We start from the raw sequence: 22,412 nt of genomic DNA, 5'->3' as shown, positions 1-22,412 counted from the left end.
TTACCCGGTTGTATAGACCTGTAGCGGTATTCAGCCCCTGCAATTCCTCGCTTTGCCATATGTCATCCGCGTTTCAAGCTGGCGCGTTCTGGGCCTATAATGGAGCCCTTTTCGCCCAATGATTTTGCGGAGCTGGTGATGGTCGAACGTAAGGCTTCCGTCGAGCGCAATACCCTGGAAACCCAGGTCAAGTGCTCGATCAACCTCGATGGCAGTGGCAAGGCCCGATTCGATATCGGTGTGCCTTTTCTTGAACACATGCTGGACCAGATCGCCCGCCATGGGCTGATCGATCTGGATATCGAGTGCAAGGGTGACACGCATATCGACGATCACCATACCGTCGAAGACGTCGGTATCACCCTGGGCATGGCATTCGCCCAGGCCATCGGTGACAAAAAAGGCATCTTCCGCTACGGCCACGCCTATGTGCCGCTGGACGAAGCGCTGTCGCGCGTGGTCATCGACTTCTCCGGCCGCCCAGGCCTGCAGATGCACGTACCGTACACCCGTGCCAGCGTCGGCGGCTTCGATGTCGACCTGTTCCAGGAGTTCTTCCAGGGCTTCGTCAACCACGCCCTGGTCACCCTGCACATCGACAACCTGCGTGGCCACAACACCCACCACCAGATCGAAACCGTGTTCAAGGCTTTCGGCCGCGCCCTGCGCATGGCCATCACCCTCGACGAGCGCATGGCAGGGCAGATGCCTTCCACCAAAGGGTGCCTGTAAATGCAGACGGTAGCCGTAATCGACTATGGCATGGGCAACCTGCACTCGGTGGCCAAGGCGCTTGAGCATGTGGGCGCCGGCAAGGTGCTGGTTACCAGCGATGCTGCGGTGATCCGCGAGGCCGACCGTGTGGTGTTCCCGGGTGTGGGCGCGATCCGCGACTGCATGGCCGAAATCCGCCGCCTGGGCTTCGACAGCCTGGTGCGCGAAGTTAGCCAGGACCGCCCGTTCCTCGGCATCTGCGTGGGTATGCAGGCGCTGCTTGAACACAGCGAAGAAAACGACGGTGTCGACTGCATCGGCCTGTTCCCCGGCCAGGTGCGCTTCTTCGGCAAAGACCTGAAAGAAGACGGCGAGCACCTGAAGGTGCCGCACATGGGCTGGAACGAAGTTGGCCAGACCATCGACCACCCGCTGTGGCACGACATCCCTGACCGCGCACGTTTCTACTTCGTGCACAGCTACTACATCAATGCCGGCAAGCCAGGCCAAGTGGTCGGCCGCGGCCACTATGGCGTCGATTTCGCCGCTGCGCTGGCCGATGGCTCGCGCTTTGCCGTGCAGTTCCACCCGGAGAAGAGCCATACCCATGGCCTGCAGTTGCTGCAGAACTTCGTTGCCTGGGACGGGCGCTGGTAAATGAGCAGGTCGAAGACCAAGGCCCCGGTCATCACCCTGGCCCCCGAGCAGGAGCGCGAAGCGCTCGACACGCTCAAGCGCTTCCTCGAAGACCGTTTCGAGCTGGAGCTGGGGTCGTTCGAGGTGGCCGAGGTCCTTGAGCTGTTCAGCAAAGAAATTGCACCCCATTACTACAACAGGGCGATTGCCGATGTTCAGCTGCACCTCAAGGAGCGGTTCGAGAGCATCGAAAGTGATCTGTGGGCGCTCGAGAAGCCCTGAAACCCTAAGAACAGACAGGTTCCCAAGATGCTGATTATCCCCGCTATCGATCTGAAGGACGGTGCCTGCGTGCGCCTGCGCCAGGGCCGTATGGAAGACTCCACGGTATTTTCCGACGACCCGGTGAGCATGGCCGCCAAGTGGGTCGAAGGTGGCTGCCGCCGCCTGCACCTGGTTGACCTCAACGGCGCCTTCGAAGGCCAGCCGGTCAACGGTGAGGTGGTTACCGCCATCGCCAAGCGTTACCCGAACCTGCCGATCCAAATCGGCGGTGGCATTCGTTCGCTGGAAACCATCGAACACTACGTCAAGGCCGGCGTCAGCTACGTGATCATCGGCACCAAGGCAGTCAAGCAGCCAGAGTTCGTCGCCGAAGCGTGCAAGGCCTTCCCGGGCAAGGTGATCGTTGGCCTGGACGCCAAGGACGGCTTCGTTGCTACCGATGGCTGGGCTGAAGTGAGCTCGGTGCAGGTGATCGACCTGGCCAAGCGTTTCGAGGCCGATGGCGTCTCGGCGATTGTCTACACCGACATCGCCAAGGACGGCATGATGCAGGGCTGCAACGTGCCCTTCACCAAAGCCCTGGCCGAAGCCACACGCATCCCGGTAATTGCCTCGGGCGGTATCCACAACCTGGGCGACATCAAGGCCCTGCTGGACGCCAAGGCCCCAGGCATCATCGGCGCCATCACCGGCCGTGCCATCTACGAAGGCACCCTCGACGTCGCCGAGGCCCAAGCCTTCTGCGACAACTACCAAGGCTGAGGACTGAACCATGGCACTGGCCAAGCGCATCATCCCTTGCCTGGACGTGGACAACGGCCGGGTGGTCAAGGGCGTCAAGTTCGAGAACATTCGTGATGCCGGCGACCCGGTGGAAATCGCCCGTCGCTACGACGAGCAAGGTGCCGACGAAATCACCTTCCTCGACATCACCGCCAGCGTCGATGGCCGTGACACCACCCTGCATACCGTCGAGCGCATGGCCAGCCAGGTGTTCATCCCACTGACCGTGGGCGGTGGCGTGCGCACCGTGCAGGACATTCGCAACCTGCTCAATGCCGGTGCCGACAAGGTTTCGATCAACACTGCCGCAGTGTTCAACCCGGAGTTTGTCGGCGAAGCGGCGGACCGTTTCGGTTCGCAGTGCATCGTCGTCGCCATCGACGCCAAGAAGGTTTCCGGGCCGGGTGAAGAGCCGCGTTGGGAAATCTTCACCCACGGTGGGCGCAAGCCGACCGGGCTGGATGCCGTGCAGTGGGCGAAGAAGATGGAAGGCCTGGGCGCTGGCGAGATCCTGCTGACCAGCATGGACCAGGACGGCATGAAGAACGGCTTTGACTTGGGTGTTACCCGCGCCATCAGTGATGCGCTGGGTATTCCGGTGATTGCCTCGGGTGGTGTGGGTAACCTGCAGCACCTGGCCGATGGCATTCTGGAAGGGCACGCCAGCGCGGTGCTGGCGGCCAGTATCTTCCACTTTGGCGAGTACACGGTGCCTGAGGCCAAGGCCTACATGGCCTCGCGCGGGATCGTCGTTCGCTGACAGACCGCCGGGAGGGCTTCGCCCTCCTATCGCGACACAAGGCCGCTCCCACAAGTACAGCGCTGAGCCTGAGGCTTGTGCAGTACCTGTGGGAGCGGCCTTGTGTCGCGAAAGGGCCGCAACGCGGCCCCAATTTCATCACCCGTGATTCTTGCCGAGCAGCGCGTGATACAGCTCGGTATCCCCAAGTATCCCCACCACCTTGTCATTCTCCTGCAGCACCAGCTTGTTCCCGGTCTGGTAGCGAATCTGCAGTGCCTCACGCATACCAATGTTGGCATGTACCAACGTAGGCCTGCGGCCCAGCCCTTCCACCGACTGCCCCGGCGCCCAGTTCTGCATCTCCAGCCCATTCTGCCCCTGGCGCGCGCGCTTGATCGAGTTGCCTTCGCTCAGGTCCAGCCACGAATCGCCACCCGGGTCCAGGCACACCGAACCATTTACCCGCTTGCAGTTGTCCAGGCTGCGCATCAGGCTGCGGCCACACAGCACGTTCAACGGGTTGGTATGGGCAACGAAGGTACGCACGTACTCGTCGGCCGGGTTGAGCACGATTTCTTCCGGCTTGCTGTACTGGATGATCCGCCCGTCCTTCATGATCGCAATGCGGCTACCCAGCTTCAGTGCTTCGTCGAGGTCGTGGCTGACGAACACGATGGTCTTGCTCAGCTTGGCCTGCAGGCCCAGCAGCTCGTCTTGCAGGCCCTGGCGAATCAGCGGGTCGAGTGCCGAGAACGGTTCGTCCATCAGCAGGATGTCGGCATCCATCGCCAGCGCCCGGGCCAGGCCCACGCGCTGCTGCATGCCGCCCGACAGCTCGTCCGGCTTCTTGTTGCGCCACTGGGTCAGGCCCACCAGCTCAAGCTTCTCGTCAACCAGCTTGCGCCGTTCCTTTTCCGGGCGGCCCTGCATTTCCAGGCCGAAGCTGATGTTCTCGCGTACCGTCAGCCAAGGCATCAGGGCAAACTTCTGGAAGACCATGGCAATGCGCTTGGTGCGCATCATCTTCAGTTCGGCCGGGGTGCAGTGGGCAATGTCGATGTGCTTGCCTTCGTGCTCGACAAACAGCTTGCCGCGGCTGACGGTGTTGAGGCCGTTGATGCAGCGCAGCAGGCTCGACTTGCCCGAGCCGGAAAGGCCCATCAGCACACAGATTTCGCCTTTCTGGATGTCCAGGTTGGCCTTCTCGACGCCGACCACCAGGCCGGTCTGCTTGAGAATCTGCTCGCGAGTCTGGCCCTTGTCCAGCAGCGCCAGCGCCTCGCGCGGCTTGTTGGAGAAGATGACGTCGACGTCTTCGAAACGAATGATGCTCATGCTTCACCCCTTACCGGCAGTTCCGGTTGCTTGCAGATACGGTCGAGCATGATCGCCAGCAGCACGATCGCCAGGCCCGCTTCGAAGCCCAGGGAGATATCGGCGGTGTTCAGTGCGTTGACCACAGGTTTGCCCAGGCCGTCAGCGCCGACCAGGGCGGCGATCACCACCATCGACAGCGACAGCATGATGCACTGGGTAACGCCGGCGGCGATGCTCGGCATCGCGTGCGGCAGTTCGATACGGGTCAGCAGCTGGCGGCGCGAGCAGCCGAACGCCTTGCCGGCGTCCATCAGCTCCTGCGGCACGTCGCAGATGCCCAGGTAGGTGAGGCGGATCGGCGCGGCGATGGCGAACACCACGGTGGAGATCAGCCCCGGTACCACACCCAGGCCGAACAGGGTCAGGGTAGGGATCAGGTAGACGAAGGTGGGTACCGTCTGCATCAGGTCGAGTACCGGGCGCATGGCGGTGTAGAACATCGGCTTGTGCGCGGCGACGATGCCCAGCGGCACGCCGATGGCCACGCACACCACGGTGGCGAAGGTCACCTGGGCCAGGGTTTCCATGGTTTCCTGCCAGTACCCCAGGTTGAGGATCAGCAGGAACGACAGGGCGACGAAGGCGGTCAGCGCCCACTTGCGCTGGATGAAATGCGCCAGGGCGGCGAACAGGGCGATGAGTACGAACGGGTTGAAGAAAGTCAGGGCGCTGGTGACGCCATGGATCATGAACTCCAGGCCTTGCGCGATGGCGTCGAAGTAGTTCGCGCCGTTCTGGGTCAGCCACTCGACGAACGACGCGATGTACTGGCCCAAGGGTATTTTCTGATCGATAAGCATGATAGCGAGCTTCCACCTGCATAGATTGAAATCAACCCGGGGCAGGCACGGTCCTGCCCCGAGGTAGCGCTATTGCGTATTTCGTTATTGCGTCAGCTTGGCCTTGGCCGCCTCCAGGCCGGGTTTGCCATCCACGGTGGTAACGCCAGCCAGCCAGGCGTCCAGCTTGCCTGGGTTGTCCTTGAGCCATTTCTTGGCGGCGGCCTCTGGTTTCATCTTGTCGTCCAGGACATAGCCCATCATGGTGCTTTCATCCTTGAGCTCGAACGACAGGTTCTTCAACAGCTGGCCAACGTTGCTGCACTCCTGCGCATAGCCCTTGCGGGTGTTGGTCAATACGGTCGCCTTGCCGAAGTCGGGGCCGAAGAACTCGTCCCCGCCGGTCAGGTACTGCATCTTGAAGCGGGTGTTCATCGGGTGCGGTTCCCAGCCCAGGAACACCAGTGCCTCGCCACGTTTTTGCGCGCGGTCGACCTGTGACAGCATGCCGGCCTCGCTGGACTGGACGATCTTGAAACCGGCGTCCTTCAGGCCGAAGGCGTTCTTGTCGATCATGCTCTGAATGGTGCGGTTGCCATCGTTGCCCGGTTCGATGCCGTAGATCTTGCTGTCGAGTTCTTTCTTGAACTTGGGAATGTCGCTGAAATCCTTCAGGCCCTTGTCATACAGCGCCTGGGGCACGGCCAGGGTGTACTTGGCGTTCTCCAGGTTGGCGCGCACGGTCTCGACAGTGCCGGCGTCGCGGTACTGCTTGATGTCGTTTTCCATGGTCGGCATCCAGTTGCCGAGAAACACGTCCAGGTCCTTGCCGGTGGCCAGCGACTTGTAGGTCACCGGTACCGAGATCATGGTGGTGTGGGTCTTGTAACCCAGGGCTTCGAGCACAACGCTGGTGGTCGCGGTAGTGACAGTGATGTCAGTCCAGCCGACATCCGAGAACCGTACCGTCTGGCATTGCTCGGGTTCGGCAGCCTGAGCCAGCAAGGGCGCAGACAACAACGCAACCAGCAACAGCGAGGGTGAACCTTTCATGGATGGACTCCTGTGATTTTGTCTTCGGGTTCGCGTGGGTCGCCGGGCTTTCTGAAGGTCCGGTCGACCAGGCCTGCAGAGGGCAGGATGCGTGGCCGTGCTTTACGAGTCGCTTTCGATAATCCTCCAGCGTTGGGCAATCGCCTACTGGTGGGGTCGTAACCAGTACGGAACGGGTCGTATCCAGTACGGGCGATGTCGCTTATGGATTTTTCCACCCCTTCGGCCGCAATTTTGCGTCACGAGGCCCCCGAAAAACGGCGCGACGGGGGGAGCTCCTTGGGTAAAAACAGCGCGGCGCTGCTGGACAAAAGTACGTCGGTTGCAGACGGCGAGGGGGGCGGTAAAAGCCTGATGATGCGTGCATTCACGGCGGCCCGCTGTTTCAGCCTAGCAGCTGCCCCGCCCTGCGCATGGCGCGCAGAGACAAGCCCAGCAAGAGGTGATTCGACAATGGCCATTAGCGTGTTCGACCTGTTCAAGATCGGTGTCGGGCCCTCCAGCTCCCACACCGTCGGCCCCATGCGTGCTGGCGCCCTGTTCGTCCAGGGGCTGCGTGAGCGCGGCGAACTGGAGCAGGTAAAGCGGATCGAAGTGCGCCTGTATGGCTCGCTGTCGGCCACCGGTGTCGGGCATGGCACCGACAACGCCACCATCATGGGCCTGATGGGCGAATGGCCGGACGCCATTGACCCGACCCAGATCGTGCCGCGTATCGCCGACCTGCGCGAAACCAATACCCTGCAACTGGACAACCGTCTGCCCATCGAGTTTGTCTGGGCCCGTGACATGCTGTTGCTGGACGAGAACCTGCCGTACCACCCCAACGCCATGACCCTGATTGCCGAAGGCGAGCAGGGCGAGCTGCACCGCGACACCTACTACTCGGTGGGTGGCGGTTTCGTGGTCGATGCCGCGCAGGCCGCCAGCGGCGTGCTGGATGCCGACCAGACGGTGCTGCCGTACGACTTCAACAGCGCCGCCGAGCTACTGCGCCTGTGCAAGCAAAACGACCTCAGCGTGTCGCAATTGATGATGGCCAACGAGAAGGTCTGGCGCAGCGAGGAAGAGATCCGCGCCGGCCTGCACAAGCTCTGGGAAGCCATGCAGGAATGCGTCAACAACGGCCTCAAGTATGAAGGCACGCTACCTGGCGGGCTGAACGTGCGCCGTCGCGCAGCCAAGCTGCACCGCAGCCTGCAGGAAATTGGCAAGCCCAACGTGATCGGCTCGACCATGAGCGCCATGGAGTGGGTCAACCTGTTCGCCTTGGCGGTCAACGAAGAAAACGCCGCCGGCGGGCGCATGGTCACCGCGCCCACCAATGGCGCGGCCGGCATCATCCCGGCGGTGCTGCACTACTACATGCGTTTCAGCGATGCGGTGAACGACTCCAGCGTGGTTGACTACTTCCTCGCCGCCGCTGCGGTGGGCATCCTGTGCAAGAAGAACGCGTCGATCTCCGGTGCCGAAGTGGGTTGCCAGGGTGAAGTCGGTTCGGCTTGCGCCATGGCCGCGGCGGGCCTTGCCGAAGTGCTTGGCGCCACCCCGCCACAGGTGGAGAACGCCGCTGAAATTGCCCTGGAGCACAACCTCGGCCTGACCTGCGACCCGGTCGGCGGGTTGGTACAGGTACCGTGCATCGAGCGCAACGCGATTGCCGCGGTAAAGGCCATCAACGCGGTGCAGATGGCCCTGCGTGGCGATGGCGAGCACTTCATTTCCCTCGACCAGGTGATCCGCACCATGCGCGATACCGGGGCCGACATGCACGACAAGTACAAAGAGACCTCGCGTGGAGGCCTGGCGGTCAGCGCTATCGAGTGCTGATTGCTTGATCTGATCAAGGGCCTCTTCGCGGGTAAACCCGCTCCCACAGGTACTGCATTGCCCTTACAGGCGGTGCTGTACCTGTGGGAGCGGGTTTACCCGCGAAGGGGCCCTTGAGTTTTAAGCCGGTGCAACATAACCACCAACGCCCCCTTATGGTGCAACACGACGCATACCGATCGTCGGGTGTCGTTATCAGTGCTAGCGTTGTCGGTGACACTCAAGAGTGTCGTTTCTGGGCAACTTACACTGCGCGTGTCACCAAATTGCTCAGCTGTTACACGCACGGTGCCTAGCACGCCCGTTTTGCGGACATCGGCCAACTCGATCAAAGCACCTGATTTGCCGAACAAAGGCGTCGTTTTCAGGTTTTTTTGGACAGCCGTTCAATTTCAGGCACGGCGTTTGCGTTGAGATTGGCCACCAAGCCCCTGCACACGAAACGGGGGCAATAACAAGAAATCAGTGCCCGCCTGAGGCACACCCTGCATTTGTGTGAGGAGAAATCGCGATGACGTCGTACACCTCCGGGACCCCAACCCAGAACCGCACAGCACCCCAGTCCATCGGGTTTCTTCTATTGGACAACTTCACCCTGATTTCCCTGGCATCGGCCGTCGAGCCGCTGCGCATGGCCAACCAGCTGTCCGGCCGTGAGCTGTACCGTTGGCACACCCTCACCGTTGATGGCGGCCAGGTCTGGGCCAGCGACGGTTTGCAGATTACCCCCGACGCGGCGATGCATAGCGCCCCTCCGATCGACACCGTGATCGTCTGTGGCGGCGTAGGCATCCAGCGCACCGTCACCCGCGAGCATGTGACCTGGCTGCAGGCCCAGGCCCGCCAGTCGCGCCGCCTGGGTGCAGTGTGCACCGGCAGCTGGGCCCTGGCCTGTGCCGGCCTGCTCGACGGCTTCGATTGCAGCGTGCACTGGGAATGCCTGGCGGCCATGCAGGAGGCCTACCCGCGGGTGAACATGAGCACCCGCCTGTTCACCCTCGACCGTAACCGTTTCACCAGCTCTGGTGGCACCGCGCCGCTGGACATGATGCTGCACCTGATCAGCCGCGATCACGGCCGTGAATTGTCGGCGGCGATCTCCGAAATGTTCGTCTACGAGCGCATCCGCAACGAGCAAGACCACCAGCGCGTACCGCTCAAGCACATGCTCGGCACCAACCAGCCAAAGCTGCAGGAAATCGTCGCTTTGATGGAGGCCAACCTCGAAGAGCCGATCGACCTGGACGAACTGGCGGTGTACGTGTCGGTATCGCGCCGCCAGCTCGAGCGCCTGTTCCAGAAGTACCTGCACTGCTCGCCGTCGCGCTACTACCTGAAGCTGCGCCTGATCCGCGCGCGGCAGTTGCTGAAGCAGACGCCAATGTCGATCATCGAAGTGGCGTCGGTGTGCGGCTTTGTGTCTACCCCGCACTTCTCCAAGTGCTACCGCGAGTACTTCGGCATTCCGCCGCGTGACGAGCGAGTGGGCTCCAACACGGCGCAGCAGGTGGCGATGATGCCGATTCCGCAAGCCATGACCCTGTCGCCGCACAGCGGTCCGATGGCGGCCTTGAGCCAGGCGCGCAACGAGTCAACCTTTGCCAGCGTAAGGCTCTGAAACAGCACTGGCCTCTTCGCGGGTAAGCCCGCTCCCACAGGTATCGCACCGCTTTTGAGACCGGTGCAGTACCTGTGGGAGCGGGTTTGCCCGCGAAGAGGCCAGCACTGACTCATGAATAAAAAAAGACCCGCGGCGCCTCACGGCGCAGCGGGCCAAATCGGCCTCGGCCGCTTCAGTGTCAGATATGCAGGGCGTGGCCCAAGGCGCGCAGTGCCGCTTCCTGGACTGCTTCACCCAGCGTCGGGTGGGCATGGATGGTGCCGGCCACATCTTCCAGGCGCGCACCCATTTCCAGCGATTGGGCAAACGCAGTGGACAGCTCGGAAACCGCCACGCCAACCGCCTGCCAACCCACGATCAAGTGGTTGTCACGCCGCGCCACCACACGCACGAAACCACTTTTCGATTCCAGGCTCATGGCCCGGCCGTTGGCGGCAAACGGGAACTGCGCGACGATGCAGTCCAGCCCTTGCTGGCTGGCTTGCTCCGGGGTCTTGCCGACCACCACCACTTCCGGGTCGGTGAAGCACACGGCGGCAATCGCGCTGGGCTCGAAGCGGCGTGCCTTGCCGGCGATGATCTCGGCCACCATTTCACCCTGGGCCATGGCCCGGTGCGCCAGCATCGGTTCACCGGCCACGTCGCCGATGGCCCAGACGTTGCGCATGCTGGTCTGGCAGCGCTCGTCGATGGCAATGGCGGCGCCATTCATTTTCAGGTCCAGGCATTCCAGGTTGAAACCTTGGGTGCGCGGCCGGCGGCCTACGGCCACCAGCACCTGGTCGGCTTCCAGGCACAGTTGCCCGCCCTTGCCGTCGTTGGCCAGCAGGCAGCCATTTTCGTAACCTTCGACGCTGTGGCCCAGGTGCAGGGTGATGCCCAGCTTCTTCAGCGACTCGGCCACCGGGGCTGTCAGCTCACTGTCGTAGGTCGGCAGGATGCGCTCGCGCGCTTCCACCACGCTGACCTGTGCGCCCAGCTTGCGGTAGGCGATGCCCAGCTCCAGGCCAATGTAGCCACCGCCCACCACCACCAGGTGTTGCGGCAGGGCTTTTGGTGCCAAGGCTTCGGTCGAGGAAATCACCGGCCCGCCCAGCGGTAGCATCGGCAGTTCGACGCTGTTGGAGCCGGTAGCCAGCAACAGGTGCTCGCACTGGATGCGCTGGCCATCGACCTCGACCTGTTTGCCGTCGAGCACCTTGGCCCAGCCGTGTACCACTTTCACCCCGTGCTTTTTCAGCAGGGCGGCTACACCGGTGGTCAGGCGGTCGACGATGCCGTCCTTCCAGGCCACGCTCTGGCCGATGTCCAGGCGTGGCGATGCCACGCTGATGCCCAGCGGCGATGGCTCGGTAAAGCGCGAAGTCTGGTGGAACTGCTCGGCAACATGGATCAGTGCCTTGGACGGGATGCAGCCGATGTTCAGGCAGGTACCGCCCAGCGCCTGGCCTTCCACCAGCACGGTAGGAATGCCCAGTTGCCCGGCGCGGATGGCAGCCACATAGCCACCAGGGCCGCCGCCGATGATCAGCAGGGTAGTTTGAATAGTCTGGTGCATGCTCACTCCACGAACAGGCAGGCGGGTTGTTCGAGCAGGCCACGCACGGCCTGGATGAACAGCGCGGCATCCATGCCGTCGACCACACGGTGGTCGAACGAGCTGGACAGGTTCATCATCTTGCGCACGACGATCTGGCCGTCGATCACCACCGGCCGCTCAACCATGCGGTTGACGCCGACAATCGCCACTTCCGGGGTATTGACCACCGGCGTGCTGACGATGCCACCCAGGGCACCCAGGCTGGTCAGGGTGATGGTCGAACCAGACAGCTCCTCACGGTTGGCCTTGTTGTTGCGCGCAGCGTTGGCCAGGCGCGAGATCTCGCCGGCATTGGCCCACAAGCTGCCCGCTTCGGCATGGCGCAACACAGGCACCATCAAGCCGTTGTCACCCTGGGTGGCGATGCCCACATGCACCGCGCCATGGCGGGTGATGACTTGCGCTTCGTCGTCATAGGTGGCGTTGATCTGCGGGAAGTCACGTAGCGCCACGACCAGGGCGCGCACCAGGAACGGCAGCAGGGTGAGCTTGCCGCGGCTGTCGCCGTACTTGCTGTTGAGCTGCTGGCGCAGGGCTTCCAGGGCGGTGACGTCGATTTCTTCCACATAGCTGAAGTGCGCGACCCGGCGCTTGGCGTCCTGCATGCGCTGGGCAATCTTGCGGCGCAGGCCGATCACCGGCACCTGCTCGCTGTCGCTGCGCTTGGCATAGCCATTTGGCGTTTGCCCGGCGGCGCTTTGCGGCTTGCTCATGAAGGCGTCGAGGTCTTCGTGCAGGATGCGCCCGGCCGGGCCGCTGCCATGCACGTAACGCAGTTCGATACCGGCGTCCAGCGCGCGTTTGCGCACCGCTGGCGAGGCCAGCGGCTTGTCACCCGGCTGGCGCGGCACGATCGGGGCTGCCTCGTGGTTGGCAGGCGCCTGGTATGCTGCGGGTTTTGCGTCTTGCTGTGGCGCCGGCTTGGCCGCTACAGGGGCAGCAGGGGCCTCGACCGGTTTGGCCGTTGGCACATCCACATGGTTGCCGCTGCCTTCCACTTCGATGCGGATCAGCTCGCTGCCAACCGCCATCACTTCACCAGGCTGGCCACCCAGGGCCAGCACCTTGCCGCTGACCGGCGAAGGGATTTCCACGGTGGCCTTGTCGGTCATGACGTCGGCCACCACCTGGTCCTCGGCGATCATGTCGCCGACCTTGACGAACCATTCCACCAACTCGACCTGCGCGATGCCTTCGCCAATGTCCGGCATCTTGATGACGTGCGTGCCCATTCAGACCTCCATGACCTTTTTCAATGCCGCACCTACCCGCGAAGGCCCTGGGAAGTAAGCCCATTCCTGCGCGTGAGGGTAGGGGGTGTCCCAACCAGTGACGCGCTCGATCGGCGCCTCCAGGTGGTGGAAGCAGTGCTCTTGCACCAGCGACACCAGTTCGGCGCCGAAGCCGCAAGTGCGGGTGGCTTCATGCACGACGACGCAGCGGCCGGTCTTTTTCACCGACTCGACGATGGTGTCCAGGTCCAGCGGCCACAGGCTGCGCAGGTCGATCACTTCGGCGTCGACGCCGGTTTCTTCGGCGGCCACCTGGGCCACATATACCGTGGTGCCGTAGGTCAGCACGGTCACGTCATTGCCGGGGCGGGTAATGGCGGCCTTGTCCAGCGGCACGGTGTAGTAGCCATCGGGTACGGCGCTGTGCGGGTGCTTCGACCACGGGGTTACCGGGCGGTCGTGGTGGCCGTCGAACGGGCCGTTGTACAGGCGCTTGGGCTCAAGGAAGATCACCGGGTCGTCGCATTCGATCGAGGCAATCAGCAGGCCTTTGGCGTCATACGGGTTGGACGGCATGACGGTGCGCAGGCCGCACACCTGGGTGAACATCGCTTCCGGGCTCTGGCTGTGGGTCTGGCCGCCATAGATGCCGCCACCGCAGGGCATGCGCAGGGTCAGCGGGGCGATGAACTCGCCGGCCGAACGATAACGCAGGCGCGCCATTTCCGAGACGATCTGGTCGGAGGCCGGGTAGAAGTAATCGGCGAACTGGATTTCCACCACCGGGCGCAGGCCGTAGGCACCCATGCCCACGGCCGTGCCGACGATGCCGCTCTCCGAGATCGGGGCGTCGAACACACGGGATTTGCCGTATTTGTTCTGCAGGCCCTCGGTGCAACGGAACACGCCGCCGAAGTAACCGACGTCCTGGCCGTACACCACTACATTGTCGTCGCGCTCAAGCATGACATCCATGGCCGAGCGCAGGGCCTGGATCATGGTCATGGTAGTGGTGGCCATGGCGGTTTCCGGGTTGATGCTGTTATTGTGGTCGTTCATCTCAAACCCCCAGTTCCTGGCGTTGACGGCGCAGGTGGTCGGGCATTTCCTTGTACACGTCCTCAAACATCGAGGCGGCGCTAGGGATGTGACCGTTGGCCAGGGTGCCGTACTGCTCGGCTTCCTTCTGCGCGGCAATCACCGCGGCTTCGAACTCGGCCGTGGTGGCCTGGTGTTCTTCCTCGGACCAGTGGCCGATCTTGATCAGGTGCTGCTTCAGGCGGGCGATCGGGTCGCCCAGCGGGAAGTGGCTCCAGTCGTCGGCGGGGCGGTACTTGGACGGGTCGTCCGAAGTCGAGTGCGGGCCGGCACGGTAGGTGACCCATTCGATCAGGCACGGGCCCAGGCCGCGGCGGGCGCGTTCGGCGGCCCAGCGCGAAGCCGCGTATACGGCGACGAAGTCGTTGCCGTCTACCCGCAGCGAGGCAATGCCGCAACCCACGCCACGGCCGGCGAAGGTGGTCGACTCGCCACCGGCAATGGCCTGGAAGGTAGAGATCGCCCACTGGTTGTTGACCACGTTGAGGATCACCGGGGCGCGGTACACGTGGGCGAAGGTGAGGGCGGTGTGGAAGTCCGACTCGGCGGTAGCGCCGTCACCGATCCAGGCCGAGGCAATCTTGGTATCGCCCTTGATGGCCGAAGCCATGGCCCAGCCAACCGCCTGCACGAACTGGGTCGCCAGGTTGCCGCTGATGGTAAAGAAACCGGCCTCGCGCACCGAGTACATGATCGGCAGCTGGCGGCCCTTGAGCGGGTCGCGCTCGTTGGACAGCAACTGGCAGATCATCTCCACCAGCGACACGTCGCGGGCCATCAGGATGCTTTGCTGGCGGTAAGTAGGGAAGCACATGTCGGTGCGGTTCAGCGCCAGCGCCTGACCACTGCCGATGGCTTCTTCGCCCAGGCTCTGCATGTAGAAGGACATCTTCTTCTGGCGCTGGGCGACCACCATGCGGCTGTCGAAAATGCGCGTCTTGAGCATGGCACGCATGCCTTGGCGCAGCACTTGCGGGTCGATGTCTTCGGCCCATGGGCCTTGGGCGTTGCCCTGCTCGTCGAGCACGCGGACCAGGCTGTAGGACAGGTCGGCGGTGTCGGCAGCATCGACATCGACAGGGGGTTTACGGGCTTGACCTGCATCGTTCAGGCGCAGGTAGGAGAAATCGGTCTGGCAGCCTGGCCGGCCGGTGGGCTCGGGCACATGCAAACGCAGGGGGGCGTACTCGTTCATGCTTTTTACGCTCGCTCGGGTATTTGTTTTTGTGAGCTCTGAAGCGGCCGCCGCTGAGTACCGGCTTGTGACTGGTAGGTCAGCGTCCCCTACATCTTAGTGGCCCGGCAGGAGAATTTTTCTCTCAAGTTGATTGCCTTTGCCGAGCGGGCCAGATAAACATTCCGCATAAACACAAAAAACCGGTGATTTTGTCTCATGCGCAAACTCGATCGTACCGATATCGGCATTCTCAACAGCCTGCAGGAAAACGCCCGCATCACTAACGCCGAGCTGGCACGCTCGGTAAACCTGTCGCCCACGCCCTGTTTCAACCGGGTGCGGGCCATGGAGGAGCTGGGGGTAATCCGCCAGCAGGTGACCTTGCTGTCGCCCGAGGCGTTGGGGCTGGATGTGAATGTGTTCATCCATGTCAGCCTGGAAAAGCAGGTGGAGCAGTCGCTGCACCGCTTTGAAGAAGAAATTGCCGAGCGGCCCGAGGTGATGGAGTGCTACCTGATGACCGGTGACCCGGATTACCTGTTGCGGGTGCTGCTGCCGAGTATCCAGGCGCTGGAGCGGTTTCTCGATTACCTGACGCGGTTGCCGGGGGTGGCCAATATCCGTTCGAGTTTTGCCCTGAAGCAGGTGCGCTACAAGACCGCCTTGCCGTTGCCGGCCAATGGCATGACCTTGCGGGAATAGTGGTTGCCTGTGCTGGCCTCTTCGCGGGTGAACCCGCTCCCACAGGTACGGCGCCGCACTTGAGGGCAGTGATATTCCTGTGGGAGCGGGTTTTCCCGCGAAGAGGCCGGCACAGGAAAAGAGGCTGCTTGATATTTTAAACACCCCCAGCCTATGTTGTTGTCAGCCTACAACAACAAGGACAAGCGTCATGAGCACCGCTCAGCTCCAGGGCATCGATGAAATCGAATGCGTCACCCCCGACCTCAACGGCGTCCCGCGCGGCAAGGTGATGACCGCCGAGGGCTTCCTTGAAGGCCGCCGCCTGCAGATGGCCCGGGGTGTGCTGCTGCAATGCATCATGGGCGGCTACCCGCCGGCAAGATTCTACGGCAGCGACGATGGCGACCTGGCGCTGGTGGCCGAGCCCAGCCAGGTTCACCGCCTGCCCTGGAGCAACGACGGCCGCGCCCTGGCCATCTGCGATGCCAACGAACTGGATGGCCGGCCCTCGGCACTCTCCACCCGTGGCCAGCTCAAGGCAGTGATCGCCCGCTACGCCGCGCTGGGCCTGGCGCCTGTGGTGGCGACCGAGCTGGAGTTCTTCGTGTTTGCCCCCAACAGCGACCCGCAGCAGCCGTTCCAGCCACCGCAGGGCATCGACGGCCGCCGCGAGCTGGGCCATTCGGCATTCAGTGTCAGCTCCAACAACGGCCTGCGCCCGTTCTTCAAGGAGGTGTACCAGTGCATGGCCGCACTCGGCCTGCCGCGCGACACCTTCATGCATGAAATGGGCGTCAGCCAGTTCGAGATCAACCTGCTGCACGGCGACCCATTGCTGCTGGCCGACCAGACCTTCCTGTTCAAGCACCTGCTCAAGGAAGTGGCGCTCAAGCACGGCCTCACCGTGGTGTGCATGGCCAAGCCGCTGGCGCGTACGCCCGGTAGCTCCATGCACATTCACCAAAGCCTGGTGGAGGTGGCCAGCGGGCGCAACGTGTTCAGCGATGAGCAAGGCCTGCCAACCGACACCTTCCACCATTTCATCGGTGGCCTGCAGGCGTGCATGGCCGACTTCACCGCGCTGTTTGCGCCCAACGTCAACTCCTACCAACGCCTGTGCCACCCCTATGCCTCGCCGAACAACGCCTGCTGGTCGGAAGACAACCGCGCCGCCGGCCTGCGCATCCCGGCCAGCGCGCCGGTGGCGCGGCGGGTGGAAAACCGCCTGCCTGGCGCTGACGCCAACCCGTACCTGGCCATTGCCGCCAGCCTGGCCGCCGGCCTGCACGGCATCGAGCAGCGCCTGCAGCCGTCGCCGGCCATCCAGGGCGAGTTCGAGGTGCCGGAACACCTGAGCCTGCCATGCACCCTGCATGCCGCCCTTGAACGCCTCAAGCGCAGCGCGCTGGCGCGGGAGCTGTTCGGCAGCGAGTTCATCGAAGGCTACATCGCCAGCAAGACCCTGGAGCTGACCGATTTCTTTGACGAGATCACCCCGTGGGAGCGCCGGGTGCTGGCGGCACAGGCCTGATCGCGACACGACCTGCACCGGACACGCCGCCATGGCAGCAAATCGCTCAAGGGGGCCTGCGCGGGACGTTTTTTGCCCTTATGCTGCAAGCACCCCCGCCACCTGACCAAGGGAGCTTCACGGGACCTATGCGAAATATATGGAAGCCGTTTCAGTCGTTGTATTTCGCCGCGCTGATGATGTTGATCGGCTCGGGCCTGCTCAGTACCTACCTGGCCCTGCGCCTGGCTGCCGACCATGTCGACAGTTTATGGGTGGGTGCGTTGATGGCCGCCAACTACTTTGGCCTGGCAGTCGGCGGCAAGGTCGGCCACCGGCTGATCGGCCGTGTCGGGCATATTCGCGCCTATGCCACCTGCGCCGGCATCGTTTGTGCGGCGGTGCTTGGCCATGGCCTGACCAGTTGGTTGCCGGCCTGGGTCGGGCTACGGATGCTCGTGGGCCTGGGCATGATGTGCCAGTACATGGTCATCGAAAGCTGGCTTAACGAGCAGGCCGATGTGAAGCACCGCGGCGCGGTGTTCAGCGGCTACATGATTGCCTCGTACCTGGGGCTGGTGCTTGGCCAGCTGATCCTGGTAGTGCACCCGCAGCTCGGCCCAGAGCTGCTGATGCTGGTGGCGATGTGCTTTGCCCTGTGCCTGGTGCCGGTGGCCATGACCCGGCGCATTCACCCGGCCCCCTTGCGCCCGGCGCCGATGGAACCGAAGTTCTTCATCAAACGGGTGCCGCAGTCGCTCAGCACGGTGCTGGGTTCGGGGCTGATCGTCGGCTCGTTCTACGGTCTGGCGCCGTTGTATGCCTCCAGCCAAGGGATGACTACCGAACAGATTGGTTTATTCATGGGTAGCTGTATTTTTGCCGGCCTGCTGGTGCAGTGGCCGCTGGGCTGGCTGTCTGACCGTTACGACCGGGCGGTGCTGATCCGCAGCGTGGCGGTGGGCCTGGCGCTGGCCGCAGCGCCGTTGGCGATAATGCCCAGCGTGCCGCTGGAGTTGCTGTTCGGTATCGGCTTCCTGATTTCGCTGTTGCAGTTCTGCCTGTACCCGCTGGCGGTGGCGTTTTCCAACGACCACGTGGAAAGCGAGCGGCGGGTATCGCTGACCGCGATGCTGCTGGTGACCTATGGTGTTGGCGCCTGTATCGGGCCGTTGGCCGCCGGTGTGCTGATGAAGGTACTGGGTGCGCAGATGCTATATGCCTTCTTCGTGTTCTTTGCGCTGGTGCTGGTGTGGCGCATTCGACCGAAGGCGGTTACCGGCCTGCACCAGGTGCAGGACGCCCCGCTGGGCCACGTGGCGATGCCGGCCGCCGGTTCGCCGTTGTCGGCGGCGCTGGACCCACGGGTGGATGAGCAGACCGTACAGGACGTGATGCAGGCACCGGTGGCAGCGGAGGATACCGAGGCGGAAGAGAAGGGGGCCGAGCAACAGGCTCCCGAGCCAGAAGAGACCAGTAAATCGGTGTAAGCCTGCACTGGCCTCTTCGCGGGTAAACCCGCTCCCACAGGGGTATCACAGGTTTTGAAACGGGTACTGTACCTGTGGGAGCGGGCAAGCCCGCGAAGAGGCCGGTACAGGAAAAACACAAATGAAAACGCCACCCTAAAAGGTGGCGTTTTTGTTTTACAGGCCGACGATCAATAGTCGTCTTTGTCGAACCGCCGCGCCTCGCGCTGCAGCTGGTACACAAAGCTCTCGATCTTGCGCTGTGCCTGCCCGGTAAGGTTGTGGAAGCGCACGCCGGCAAAGGTGGTATTGATGCGCTCTTCATAGTGCAGGTGGCGCAGCTCGACCATGGTATCCACCAGGCCCAGCGGGCTGCCCGCCTTGAAGCGCTCGTACACCTGGCCCAGCTGCAGGCGATCCTCGACATTACCTTCAAAGCGCAGTTTGCAGCCGGTGGCGGAGATGTCCAGCAGCTTGCCACGCAGGGCGCCGTTGCCCTTGAGGTGGGCGCCATCGAGGATGATATCGACCAGTTGCGACAACTTCAGCGCGGCGCGGAAGGCGTTACGGCGCTGGTGGTAGGTCATCTCTTGCGGCATGGCGCCACGGTAGCAGCGGTGGCCGTCGACTTCGCTGATCTTCAGCTCGTGGTTGCATTCCCAGGCGATGCGCACGCCATCGTGGAAGCCTTCTACGCGGAAGTGTTCGCCGTTTTCGATGAACTTCTCACCGTCGCGGGGGATCATCTCGTCCAGCGCCAGGGTGTTACTGTCACGGTCCACATGCACCACGTAGCTCTGGAAGCGCTGGCTGCGGTCATGGAAGGTGATGATCAGGGGGTCGTGGCTTTCCTGCAGCTGCCGCAAGTTGGCCGCAATCTCCAAAGGGGTGCTCAGTACCTTTGGTGGCTGCGGGGCATCGGTTTCATTGAACACGGCTTATCGTTCTCCAGGCAAAAGCGACACACGCAATTAACGGCATTTTGCCAGTATGTTCCGTGCCTTGATAGAAAAATCAAACTTGGCTGAGGGCCCGTGGCTTGGCCAGCGGCGAGGTGCTGCCGCGGCTGTCGTAGAGCGACGGCGAATCGCCGCCCATGAGGATCCTGATCTGGTTGCCGGTAACGTGTTGCTGCACCTGGATGATCTGCCCGTTGGTCTGGTTGACCTGCTGGCAGTTGTCCATCAGTTGCGACAGCATGTCGAGCCGCTGCAGCATCGCCTCGCCATGCGGCGATTGCGCCGCCACCGCCTGCACGCCGGCACGGTCGGCACTCAGGCCGAGGCTGCCGAGCAGTTGGCTACGGCGCTGGCCGTGCTGCTCGAGCAAGATGATCAACGACTGTTTGCGCGCCAGGATCTGCTCCAGCAGCGGCATGTCGCGGCCATGCAGGGCGATCGCTTCTTTGTGCAGAAGGTCGAGCAGTTCCTGCATCGGGGCAATGTCATCTTCGATCAGTTGCAGCAAGGTGGTGTCGTGCATGGCTAACTCTTGGCTTTTATAGCGTCCGTGAAGTCAGCGCGCCGAACGGTCAGCGCTGGGCTTCGAAATCGAGCAGTTTGCTGGCGACCCGGCCGGCATCGACCTGGTAGCTGCCATCGGCGATCGCCTGTTTCAACTGGGCCACACGGGCACTGTTGACTACCGGCTCGTCTTGCAGCTTGTCGCTGATCTTCTGCAACTGCTGGGCCTCTTGGCTGAGGTGTACTGCTTCTCCGCTGGCGCTGGCGCTGGTGGCTTGTGCCGCTTCCTGGCTGGCTGCCGGCTTTTCGGCGCTGCCGGGCGCGGTGTTGCCGCGCACGCCGCCCGTGACGGACGGAGAGTTATTCAAACGACTGAAGTCGATGACCATGATCAGAAACCTCTGGGTATTTGGACGCTTGCCTTGTTTTCGGCCAACCCGAAAGAAACTTTAGGCACAAATGCATAGCTGCCTGTCAGCAAGCTCACGTACCCGTTTTCTGACACAGTTTAGGAAAAGCGGTTCCTTACTGCCAGCGCAATGTGGTGGCTGGCTACATGCTCACCTCGACCTGGCCGGGGCCGGTCACCCTGGCCTTGACCACCCGTTTGGAATTGAGGTTGCGTACCCGGATCTGTTCGCTCAGGCCGCCCTTGCTCAGGGCCTCACCTGGCATGCGCACACTCAGGCTGCCGCTGCGGGCGATGATCACCACCTGGTCACCTTTGCGCACCACCTCGGCCTGCTCCAGGTGCTGCGGGGTGAGCACCTGGTCGATCACCGTGGGGCGCAGCATCTTCATGCCCACCGCCTGGTCCAGTTCGCTGAGGAAGCCCTGGCCCAATGTGCCCACATCACGCTCGCGCAGCGCCACGTCGCCTTCGCCCACTTCGTTGCCGCGCTTGAGCGGGCGGGTGACCACTACCACGTCGCGGAACAGCCGCACGGTGGCCGGCACGAATACCGTCCACGGGGCGCTGCCGTCGCAGCGTACCCGCACGGTCACCCGGCCCAGCGGCTGGGCCGGGCTCTCCAGCGTGGCGTCCAGCTGCTGGCTGCACAACGGCATGCGCAGGCGTGGGTCCAGCGAGTTGACCTGGATCTCGTAACGGCCCGCAGTCTGGGTGGTGGCCAGGTAATCTTCGACGGTGAATTCAAGAAACCCTTGGGTGACACCGATAAGCTGTTCAGGCAAGGTGAAGGCGTCCGCTACCGTGCGAACGCCGGGCACCAGCAAGCACAGCGTGGCCAGTGAGCCCGTCAGCAGGCGCGTCAATCGTCGGGAAAATGTCGTTTTCGTGTACATGGCGCTCATAAAAGCAAAGCTCGTGCCGACTCGCTGGTTGAGTCGCAACGAAAGGCTGAAATGTAAAGGAGTCTGGCATGGCGGGTGTTATGGATTCGGTCAACCAGCGCACGCAGCTGGTAGGGCAGAATCGCCTGGAATTGCTGCTGTTCCGCCTTAACGGCGAGCAGCTTTACGGCATCAACGTATTCAAGGTCAGGGAAGTGCTGCAATGCCCTGCGCTGACCTTGCTGCCCAAGGCGCACCCGGTGGTGCGTGGCGTTGCCAACATTCGCGGGTCGACCATCCCGATTCTCGATTTGTCGATGGCCACCGGGCTGCGCCCACTGCAGGAAGAAACGCGCAACAGCTTCGTGATCATCACCGAGTACAACACCAAGACCCAGGGCTTCCTGGTGCACTCGGTAGAGCGCATCGTCAACATGAACTGGGAAGAAATCCACCCACCACCCAAGGGGACCGGGCGTGACCACTACCTGACTGCAGTCACCCGGGTGGACAACCGCATGGTCGAGATCATCGACGTGGAGAAGGTGCTGGCCGAGGTGGCGCCGTCGTCCGAGTCGGTGTCGGCGGGTGTGATCGATGCCGAGGTGCAGGACAAGGCCGTGCTGCTGCGGGTGCTGACCGTTGACGATTCGTCGGTGGCGCGCAAGCAGGTCAGCCGCTGCCTGCAGACCGTGGGGGTGGAAGTGGTGGCGCTCAATGACGGCCGGCAGGCCCTGAACTACCTGCGCCAGTTGGTGGATGAGGGTAAAAAGCCGGAAGAAGAGTTCCTGATGATGATCTCGGACATTGAAATGCCGGAAATGGACGGCTATACGCTAACGGCAGAGATCCGCAGCGACCCGCGCATGCAAAAACTGCACATCTGCCTGCATACTTCGCTTTCCGGGGTGTTCAACCAGGCGATGGTCAAGAAGGTCGGCGCCGATGACTTCCTGGCCAAGTTCAAGCCGGACGACCTGGCCCAGCGGGTGGTCGACCGGATCAAGGCAACGCATTGAAGCAGCCGGGGGCAAGCCCCCGGCACCAGTGATTGAAAAGAGGCGGC

General features: G+C 62.8%; 22 protein-coding genes. 11 read left to right on the top strand and 11 right to left on the bottom strand.

Features of this window, described 5'->3' with window-relative positions; all coding sequences use genetic code 11:
* Window positions 1–138: 138 nt before the first annotated feature.
* From hisB to hisF, 5 genes are read left to right on the top strand one after another with little or no spacing between them, the layout of a single operon-like run.
* Complete coding sequence (gene hisB / locus ABE456_RS06265) at window positions 139–732, top strand: imidazoleglycerol-phosphate dehydratase HisB (RefSeq protein ID WP_003255736.1); 594 nt, start codon at window positions 139–141, stop codon at window positions 730–732.
* Window positions 733–1,371 (top strand): imidazole glycerol phosphate synthase subunit HisH, encoded by a 639-nt coding sequence (gene hisH / locus ABE456_RS06260; RefSeq protein ID WP_016714499.1) that lies wholly within the window; start codon window positions 733–735, stop codon window positions 1,369–1,371.
* The gene (locus ABE456_RS06255; RefSeq protein WP_201175018.1) at window positions 1,372–1,632 is read left to right on the top strand and encodes a DUF2164 domain-containing protein; all 261 of its coding nucleotides are present in this window, start codon (window positions 1,372–1,374) and stop codon (window positions 1,630–1,632) included. It begins immediately after the preceding gene.
* A gap of 27 nt (window positions 1,633–1,659) precedes the next feature.
* On the top strand, window positions 1,660–2,397 hold the full coding sequence (hisA, locus tag ABE456_RS06250) for a 1-(5-phosphoribosyl)-5-[(5-phosphoribosylamino)methylideneamino]imidazole-4-carboxamide isomerase (RefSeq protein ID WP_003255731.1): 738 nt from the start codon (window positions 1,660–1,662) through the stop codon (window positions 2,395–2,397).
* A gap of 10 nt (window positions 2,398–2,407) precedes the next feature.
* Window positions 2,408–3,178, top strand: a complete 771-nt coding sequence (hisF, locus tag ABE456_RS06245; protein ID WP_346643162.1) for an imidazole glycerol phosphate synthase subunit HisF — start codon at window positions 2,408–2,410, stop codon at window positions 3,176–3,178.
* 138 nt (window positions 3,179–3,316) lie between these two features.
* Here hisF and choV read toward each other — a convergent pair whose 3' ends face one another.
* The 3 genes from choV to ABE456_RS06230 form a co-directional block, all read right to left on the bottom strand.
* Entirely contained in the window at window positions 3,317–4,495 is a 1,179-nt protein-coding gene (gene choV, locus ABE456_RS06240) for a choline ABC transporter ATP-binding protein (RefSeq protein ID WP_346643161.1), read from the bottom strand.
* Window positions 4,492–5,340 (bottom strand): choline ABC transporter permease subunit, encoded by an 849-nt coding sequence (choW, locus tag ABE456_RS06235; RefSeq protein ID WP_346643178.1) that lies wholly within the window; start codon window positions 5,338–5,340, stop codon window positions 4,492–4,494. Before choW ends, choV begins: the two co-directional genes overlap by 4 nt.
* A gap of 81 nt (window positions 5,341–5,421) precedes the next feature.
* Entirely contained in the window at window positions 5,422–6,369 is a 948-nt protein-coding gene (locus ABE456_RS06230; protein ID WP_346643160.1) for a choline ABC transporter substrate-binding protein, read from the bottom strand.
* Window positions 6,370–6,822: 453 nt separating this feature from the next.
* On the opposite strand from ABE456_RS06230, the gene ABE456_RS06225 reads away from it, so the two are divergent.
* Together ABE456_RS06225 and ABE456_RS06220 are read left to right on the top strand one after the other, a co-directional pair.
* The gene (locus ABE456_RS06225) at window positions 6,823–8,199 is read left to right on the top strand and encodes an L-serine ammonia-lyase (RefSeq protein ID WP_346643159.1); all 1,377 of its coding nucleotides are present in this window, start codon (window positions 6,823–6,825) and stop codon (window positions 8,197–8,199) included.
* A gap of 511 nt (window positions 8,200–8,710) precedes the next feature.
* Window positions 8,711–9,817, top strand: coding sequence for a GlxA family transcriptional regulator (locus ABE456_RS06220; RefSeq protein WP_016484513.1), 1,107 nt, complete (start codon window positions 8,711–8,713; stop codon window positions 9,815–9,817).
* Between the two features lie 181 nt (window positions 9,818–9,998).
* Here ABE456_RS06220 and lpdA read toward each other — a convergent pair whose 3' ends face one another.
* From lpdA to ABE456_RS06200, 4 genes are read right to left on the bottom strand one after another with little or no spacing between them, the layout of a single operon-like run.
* Window positions 9,999–11,378 carry a dihydrolipoyl dehydrogenase gene (gene lpdA / locus ABE456_RS06215; RefSeq protein ID WP_346643158.1) on the bottom strand — a complete coding sequence of 460 codons (1,380 nt, stop codon included), beginning with the start codon at window positions 11,376–11,378 and terminating at the stop codon, window positions 9,999–10,001.
* 2 nt (window positions 11,379–11,380) lie between these two features.
* Window positions 11,381–12,652: a dihydrolipoamide acetyltransferase family protein gene (locus ABE456_RS06210; RefSeq protein ID WP_346643157.1), complete on the bottom strand. Its 1,272-nt coding sequence runs from the start codon at window positions 12,650–12,652 to the stop codon at window positions 11,381–11,383.
* A complete protein-coding gene (locus ABE456_RS06205) occupies window positions 12,653–13,711 on the bottom strand; it encodes an alpha-ketoacid dehydrogenase subunit beta (protein ID WP_346643156.1) in 1,059 nt (352 codons plus the stop codon).
* Between the two features lies 1 nt (window position 13,712).
* A complete protein-coding gene (locus tag ABE456_RS06200; protein WP_346643155.1) occupies window positions 13,713–14,945 on the bottom strand; it encodes a 3-methyl-2-oxobutanoate dehydrogenase (2-methylpropanoyl-transferring) subunit alpha in 1,233 nt (410 codons plus the stop codon).
* A gap of 198 nt (window positions 14,946–15,143) precedes the next feature.
* Here ABE456_RS06200 and bkdR point away from each other — a divergent pair, with 198 nt between their 5' ends.
* The 3 genes from bkdR (at window position 15,144) to ABE456_RS06185 (ending at window position 18,611) form a co-directional block, all read left to right on the top strand.
* Window positions 15,144–15,629, top strand: coding sequence for a Bkd operon transcriptional regulator BkdR (gene bkdR, locus ABE456_RS06195; RefSeq protein WP_012273540.1), 486 nt, complete (start codon window positions 15,144–15,146; stop codon window positions 15,627–15,629).
* A gap of 271 nt (window positions 15,630–15,900) precedes the next feature.
* Window positions 15,901–17,142: a glutamine synthetase family protein gene (locus tag ABE456_RS06190; protein WP_346643177.1), complete on the top strand. Its 1,242-nt coding sequence runs from the start codon at window positions 15,901–15,903 to the stop codon at window positions 17,140–17,142.
* Window positions 17,143–17,270: 128 nt separating this feature from the next.
* A complete protein-coding gene (locus ABE456_RS06185) occupies window positions 17,271–18,611 on the top strand; it encodes an MFS transporter (RefSeq protein WP_346643154.1) in 1,341 nt (446 codons plus the stop codon).
* A 170-nt stretch (window positions 18,612–18,781) separates the two neighbouring features.
* Here ABE456_RS06185 and ABE456_RS06180 read toward each other — a convergent pair whose 3' ends face one another.
* The 4 genes from ABE456_RS06180 to flgA all read right to left on the bottom strand — a co-directional run bounded on the left by ABE456_RS06180 (window position 18,782) and on the right by flgA (window position 21,358).
* Window positions 18,782–19,525: a flagellar regulator YcgR PilZN domain-containing protein gene (locus ABE456_RS06180; RefSeq protein ID WP_346643153.1), complete on the bottom strand. Its 744-nt coding sequence runs from the start codon at window positions 19,523–19,525 to the stop codon at window positions 18,782–18,784.
* A gap of 79 nt (window positions 19,526–19,604) precedes the next feature.
* Complete coding sequence (locus ABE456_RS06175) at window positions 19,605–20,072, bottom strand: flagellar protein FlgN (RefSeq protein ID WP_346643152.1); 468 nt, start codon at window positions 20,070–20,072, stop codon at window positions 19,605–19,607.
* 49 nt (window positions 20,073–20,121) lie between these two features.
* Window positions 20,122–20,442, bottom strand: a complete 321-nt coding sequence (gene flgM, locus ABE456_RS06170) for a flagellar biosynthesis anti-sigma factor FlgM (protein ID WP_346643151.1) — start codon at window positions 20,440–20,442, stop codon at window positions 20,122–20,124.
* A gap of 163 nt (window positions 20,443–20,605) precedes the next feature.
* Window positions 20,606–21,358, bottom strand: a complete 753-nt coding sequence (flgA, locus tag ABE456_RS06165; RefSeq protein ID WP_346643150.1) for a flagellar basal body P-ring formation chaperone FlgA — start codon at window positions 21,356–21,358, stop codon at window positions 20,606–20,608.
* A 77-nt stretch (window positions 21,359–21,435) separates the two neighbouring features.
* Here flgA and ABE456_RS06160 point away from each other — a divergent pair, with 77 nt between their 5' ends.
* Window positions 21,436–22,365 carry a chemotaxis protein CheV gene (locus ABE456_RS06160; protein ID WP_024087487.1) on the top strand — a complete coding sequence of 310 codons (930 nt, stop codon included), beginning with the start codon at window positions 21,436–21,438 and terminating at the stop codon, window positions 22,363–22,365.
* Window positions 22,366–22,412 lie beyond the last annotated feature (47 nt).

This window comes from Pseudomonas sp. TWI929 (genome assembly GCF_039673335.1).
Lineage (GTDB): Bacteria > Pseudomonadota > Gammaproteobacteria > Pseudomonadales > Pseudomonadaceae > Aquipseudomonas.
This window is presented reverse-complemented; position numbering and strand designations above follow the sequence as displayed.

Coding starts and splice junctions, on each gene's coding strand:
- ABE456_RS06210 (WP_346643157.1), bottom strand. CDS start 12,652: ATGGGCACGCACGTCATCAAGATGCCGGACATTGGCGAAGGCATCGCG.
- ABE456_RS06230 (WP_346643160.1), bottom strand. CDS start 6,369: ATGAAAGGTTCACCCTCGCTGTTGCTGGTTGCGTTGTTGTCTGCGCCC.
- ABE456_RS06220 (WP_016484513.1), top strand. CDS start 8,711: ATGACGTCGTACACCTCCGGGACCCCAACCCAGAACCGCACAGCACCC.
- lpdA (WP_346643158.1), bottom strand. CDS start 11,378: ATGCACCAGACTATTCAAACTACCCTGCTGATCATCGGCGGCGGCCCT.
- ABE456_RS06190 (WP_346643177.1), top strand. CDS start 15,901: ATGACCGCCGAGGGCTTCCTTGAAGGCCGCCGCCTGCAGATGGCCCGG.
- choV (WP_346643161.1), bottom strand. CDS start 4,495: ATGAGCATCATTCGTTTCGAAGACGTCGACGTCATCTTCTCCAACAAG.
- ABE456_RS06185 (WP_346643154.1), top strand. CDS start 17,271: ATGCGAAATATATGGAAGCCGTTTCAGTCGTTGTATTTCGCCGCGCTG.
- ABE456_RS06205 (WP_346643156.1), bottom strand. CDS start 13,711: ATGAACGACCACAATAACAGCATCAACCCGGAAACCGCCATGGCCACC.
- hisF (WP_346643162.1), top strand. CDS start 2,408: ATGGCACTGGCCAAGCGCATCATCCCTTGCCTGGACGTGGACAACGGC.
- ABE456_RS06160 (WP_024087487.1), top strand. CDS start 21,436: ATGGCGGGTGTTATGGATTCGGTCAACCAGCGCACGCAGCTGGTAGGG.
- ABE456_RS06175 (WP_346643152.1), bottom strand. CDS start 20,072: ATGCACGACACCACCTTGCTGCAACTGATCGAAGATGACATTGCCCCG.
- hisH (WP_016714499.1), top strand. CDS start 733: ATGCAGACGGTAGCCGTAATCGACTATGGCATGGGCAACCTGCACTCG.
- flgM (WP_346643151.1), bottom strand. CDS start 20,442: ATGGTCATCGACTTCAGTCGTTTGAATAACTCTCCGTCCGTCACGGGC.
- flgA (WP_346643150.1), bottom strand. CDS start 21,358: ATGTACACGAAAACGACATTTTCCCGACGATTGACGCGCCTGCTGACG.
- hisB (WP_003255736.1), top strand. CDS start 139: ATGGTCGAACGTAAGGCTTCCGTCGAGCGCAATACCCTGGAAACCCAG.
- hisA (WP_003255731.1), top strand. CDS start 1,660: ATGCTGATTATCCCCGCTATCGATCTGAAGGACGGTGCCTGCGTGCGC.
- ABE456_RS06255 (WP_201175018.1), top strand. CDS start 1,372: ATGAGCAGGTCGAAGACCAAGGCCCCGGTCATCACCCTGGCCCCCGAG.
- bkdR (WP_012273540.1), top strand. CDS start 15,144: ATGCGCAAACTCGATCGTACCGATATCGGCATTCTCAACAGCCTGCAG.
- ABE456_RS06200 (WP_346643155.1), bottom strand. CDS start 14,945: ATGAACGAGTACGCCCCCCTGCGTTTGCATGTGCCCGAGCCCACCGGC.
- ABE456_RS06225 (WP_346643159.1), top strand. CDS start 6,823: ATGGCCATTAGCGTGTTCGACCTGTTCAAGATCGGTGTCGGGCCCTCC.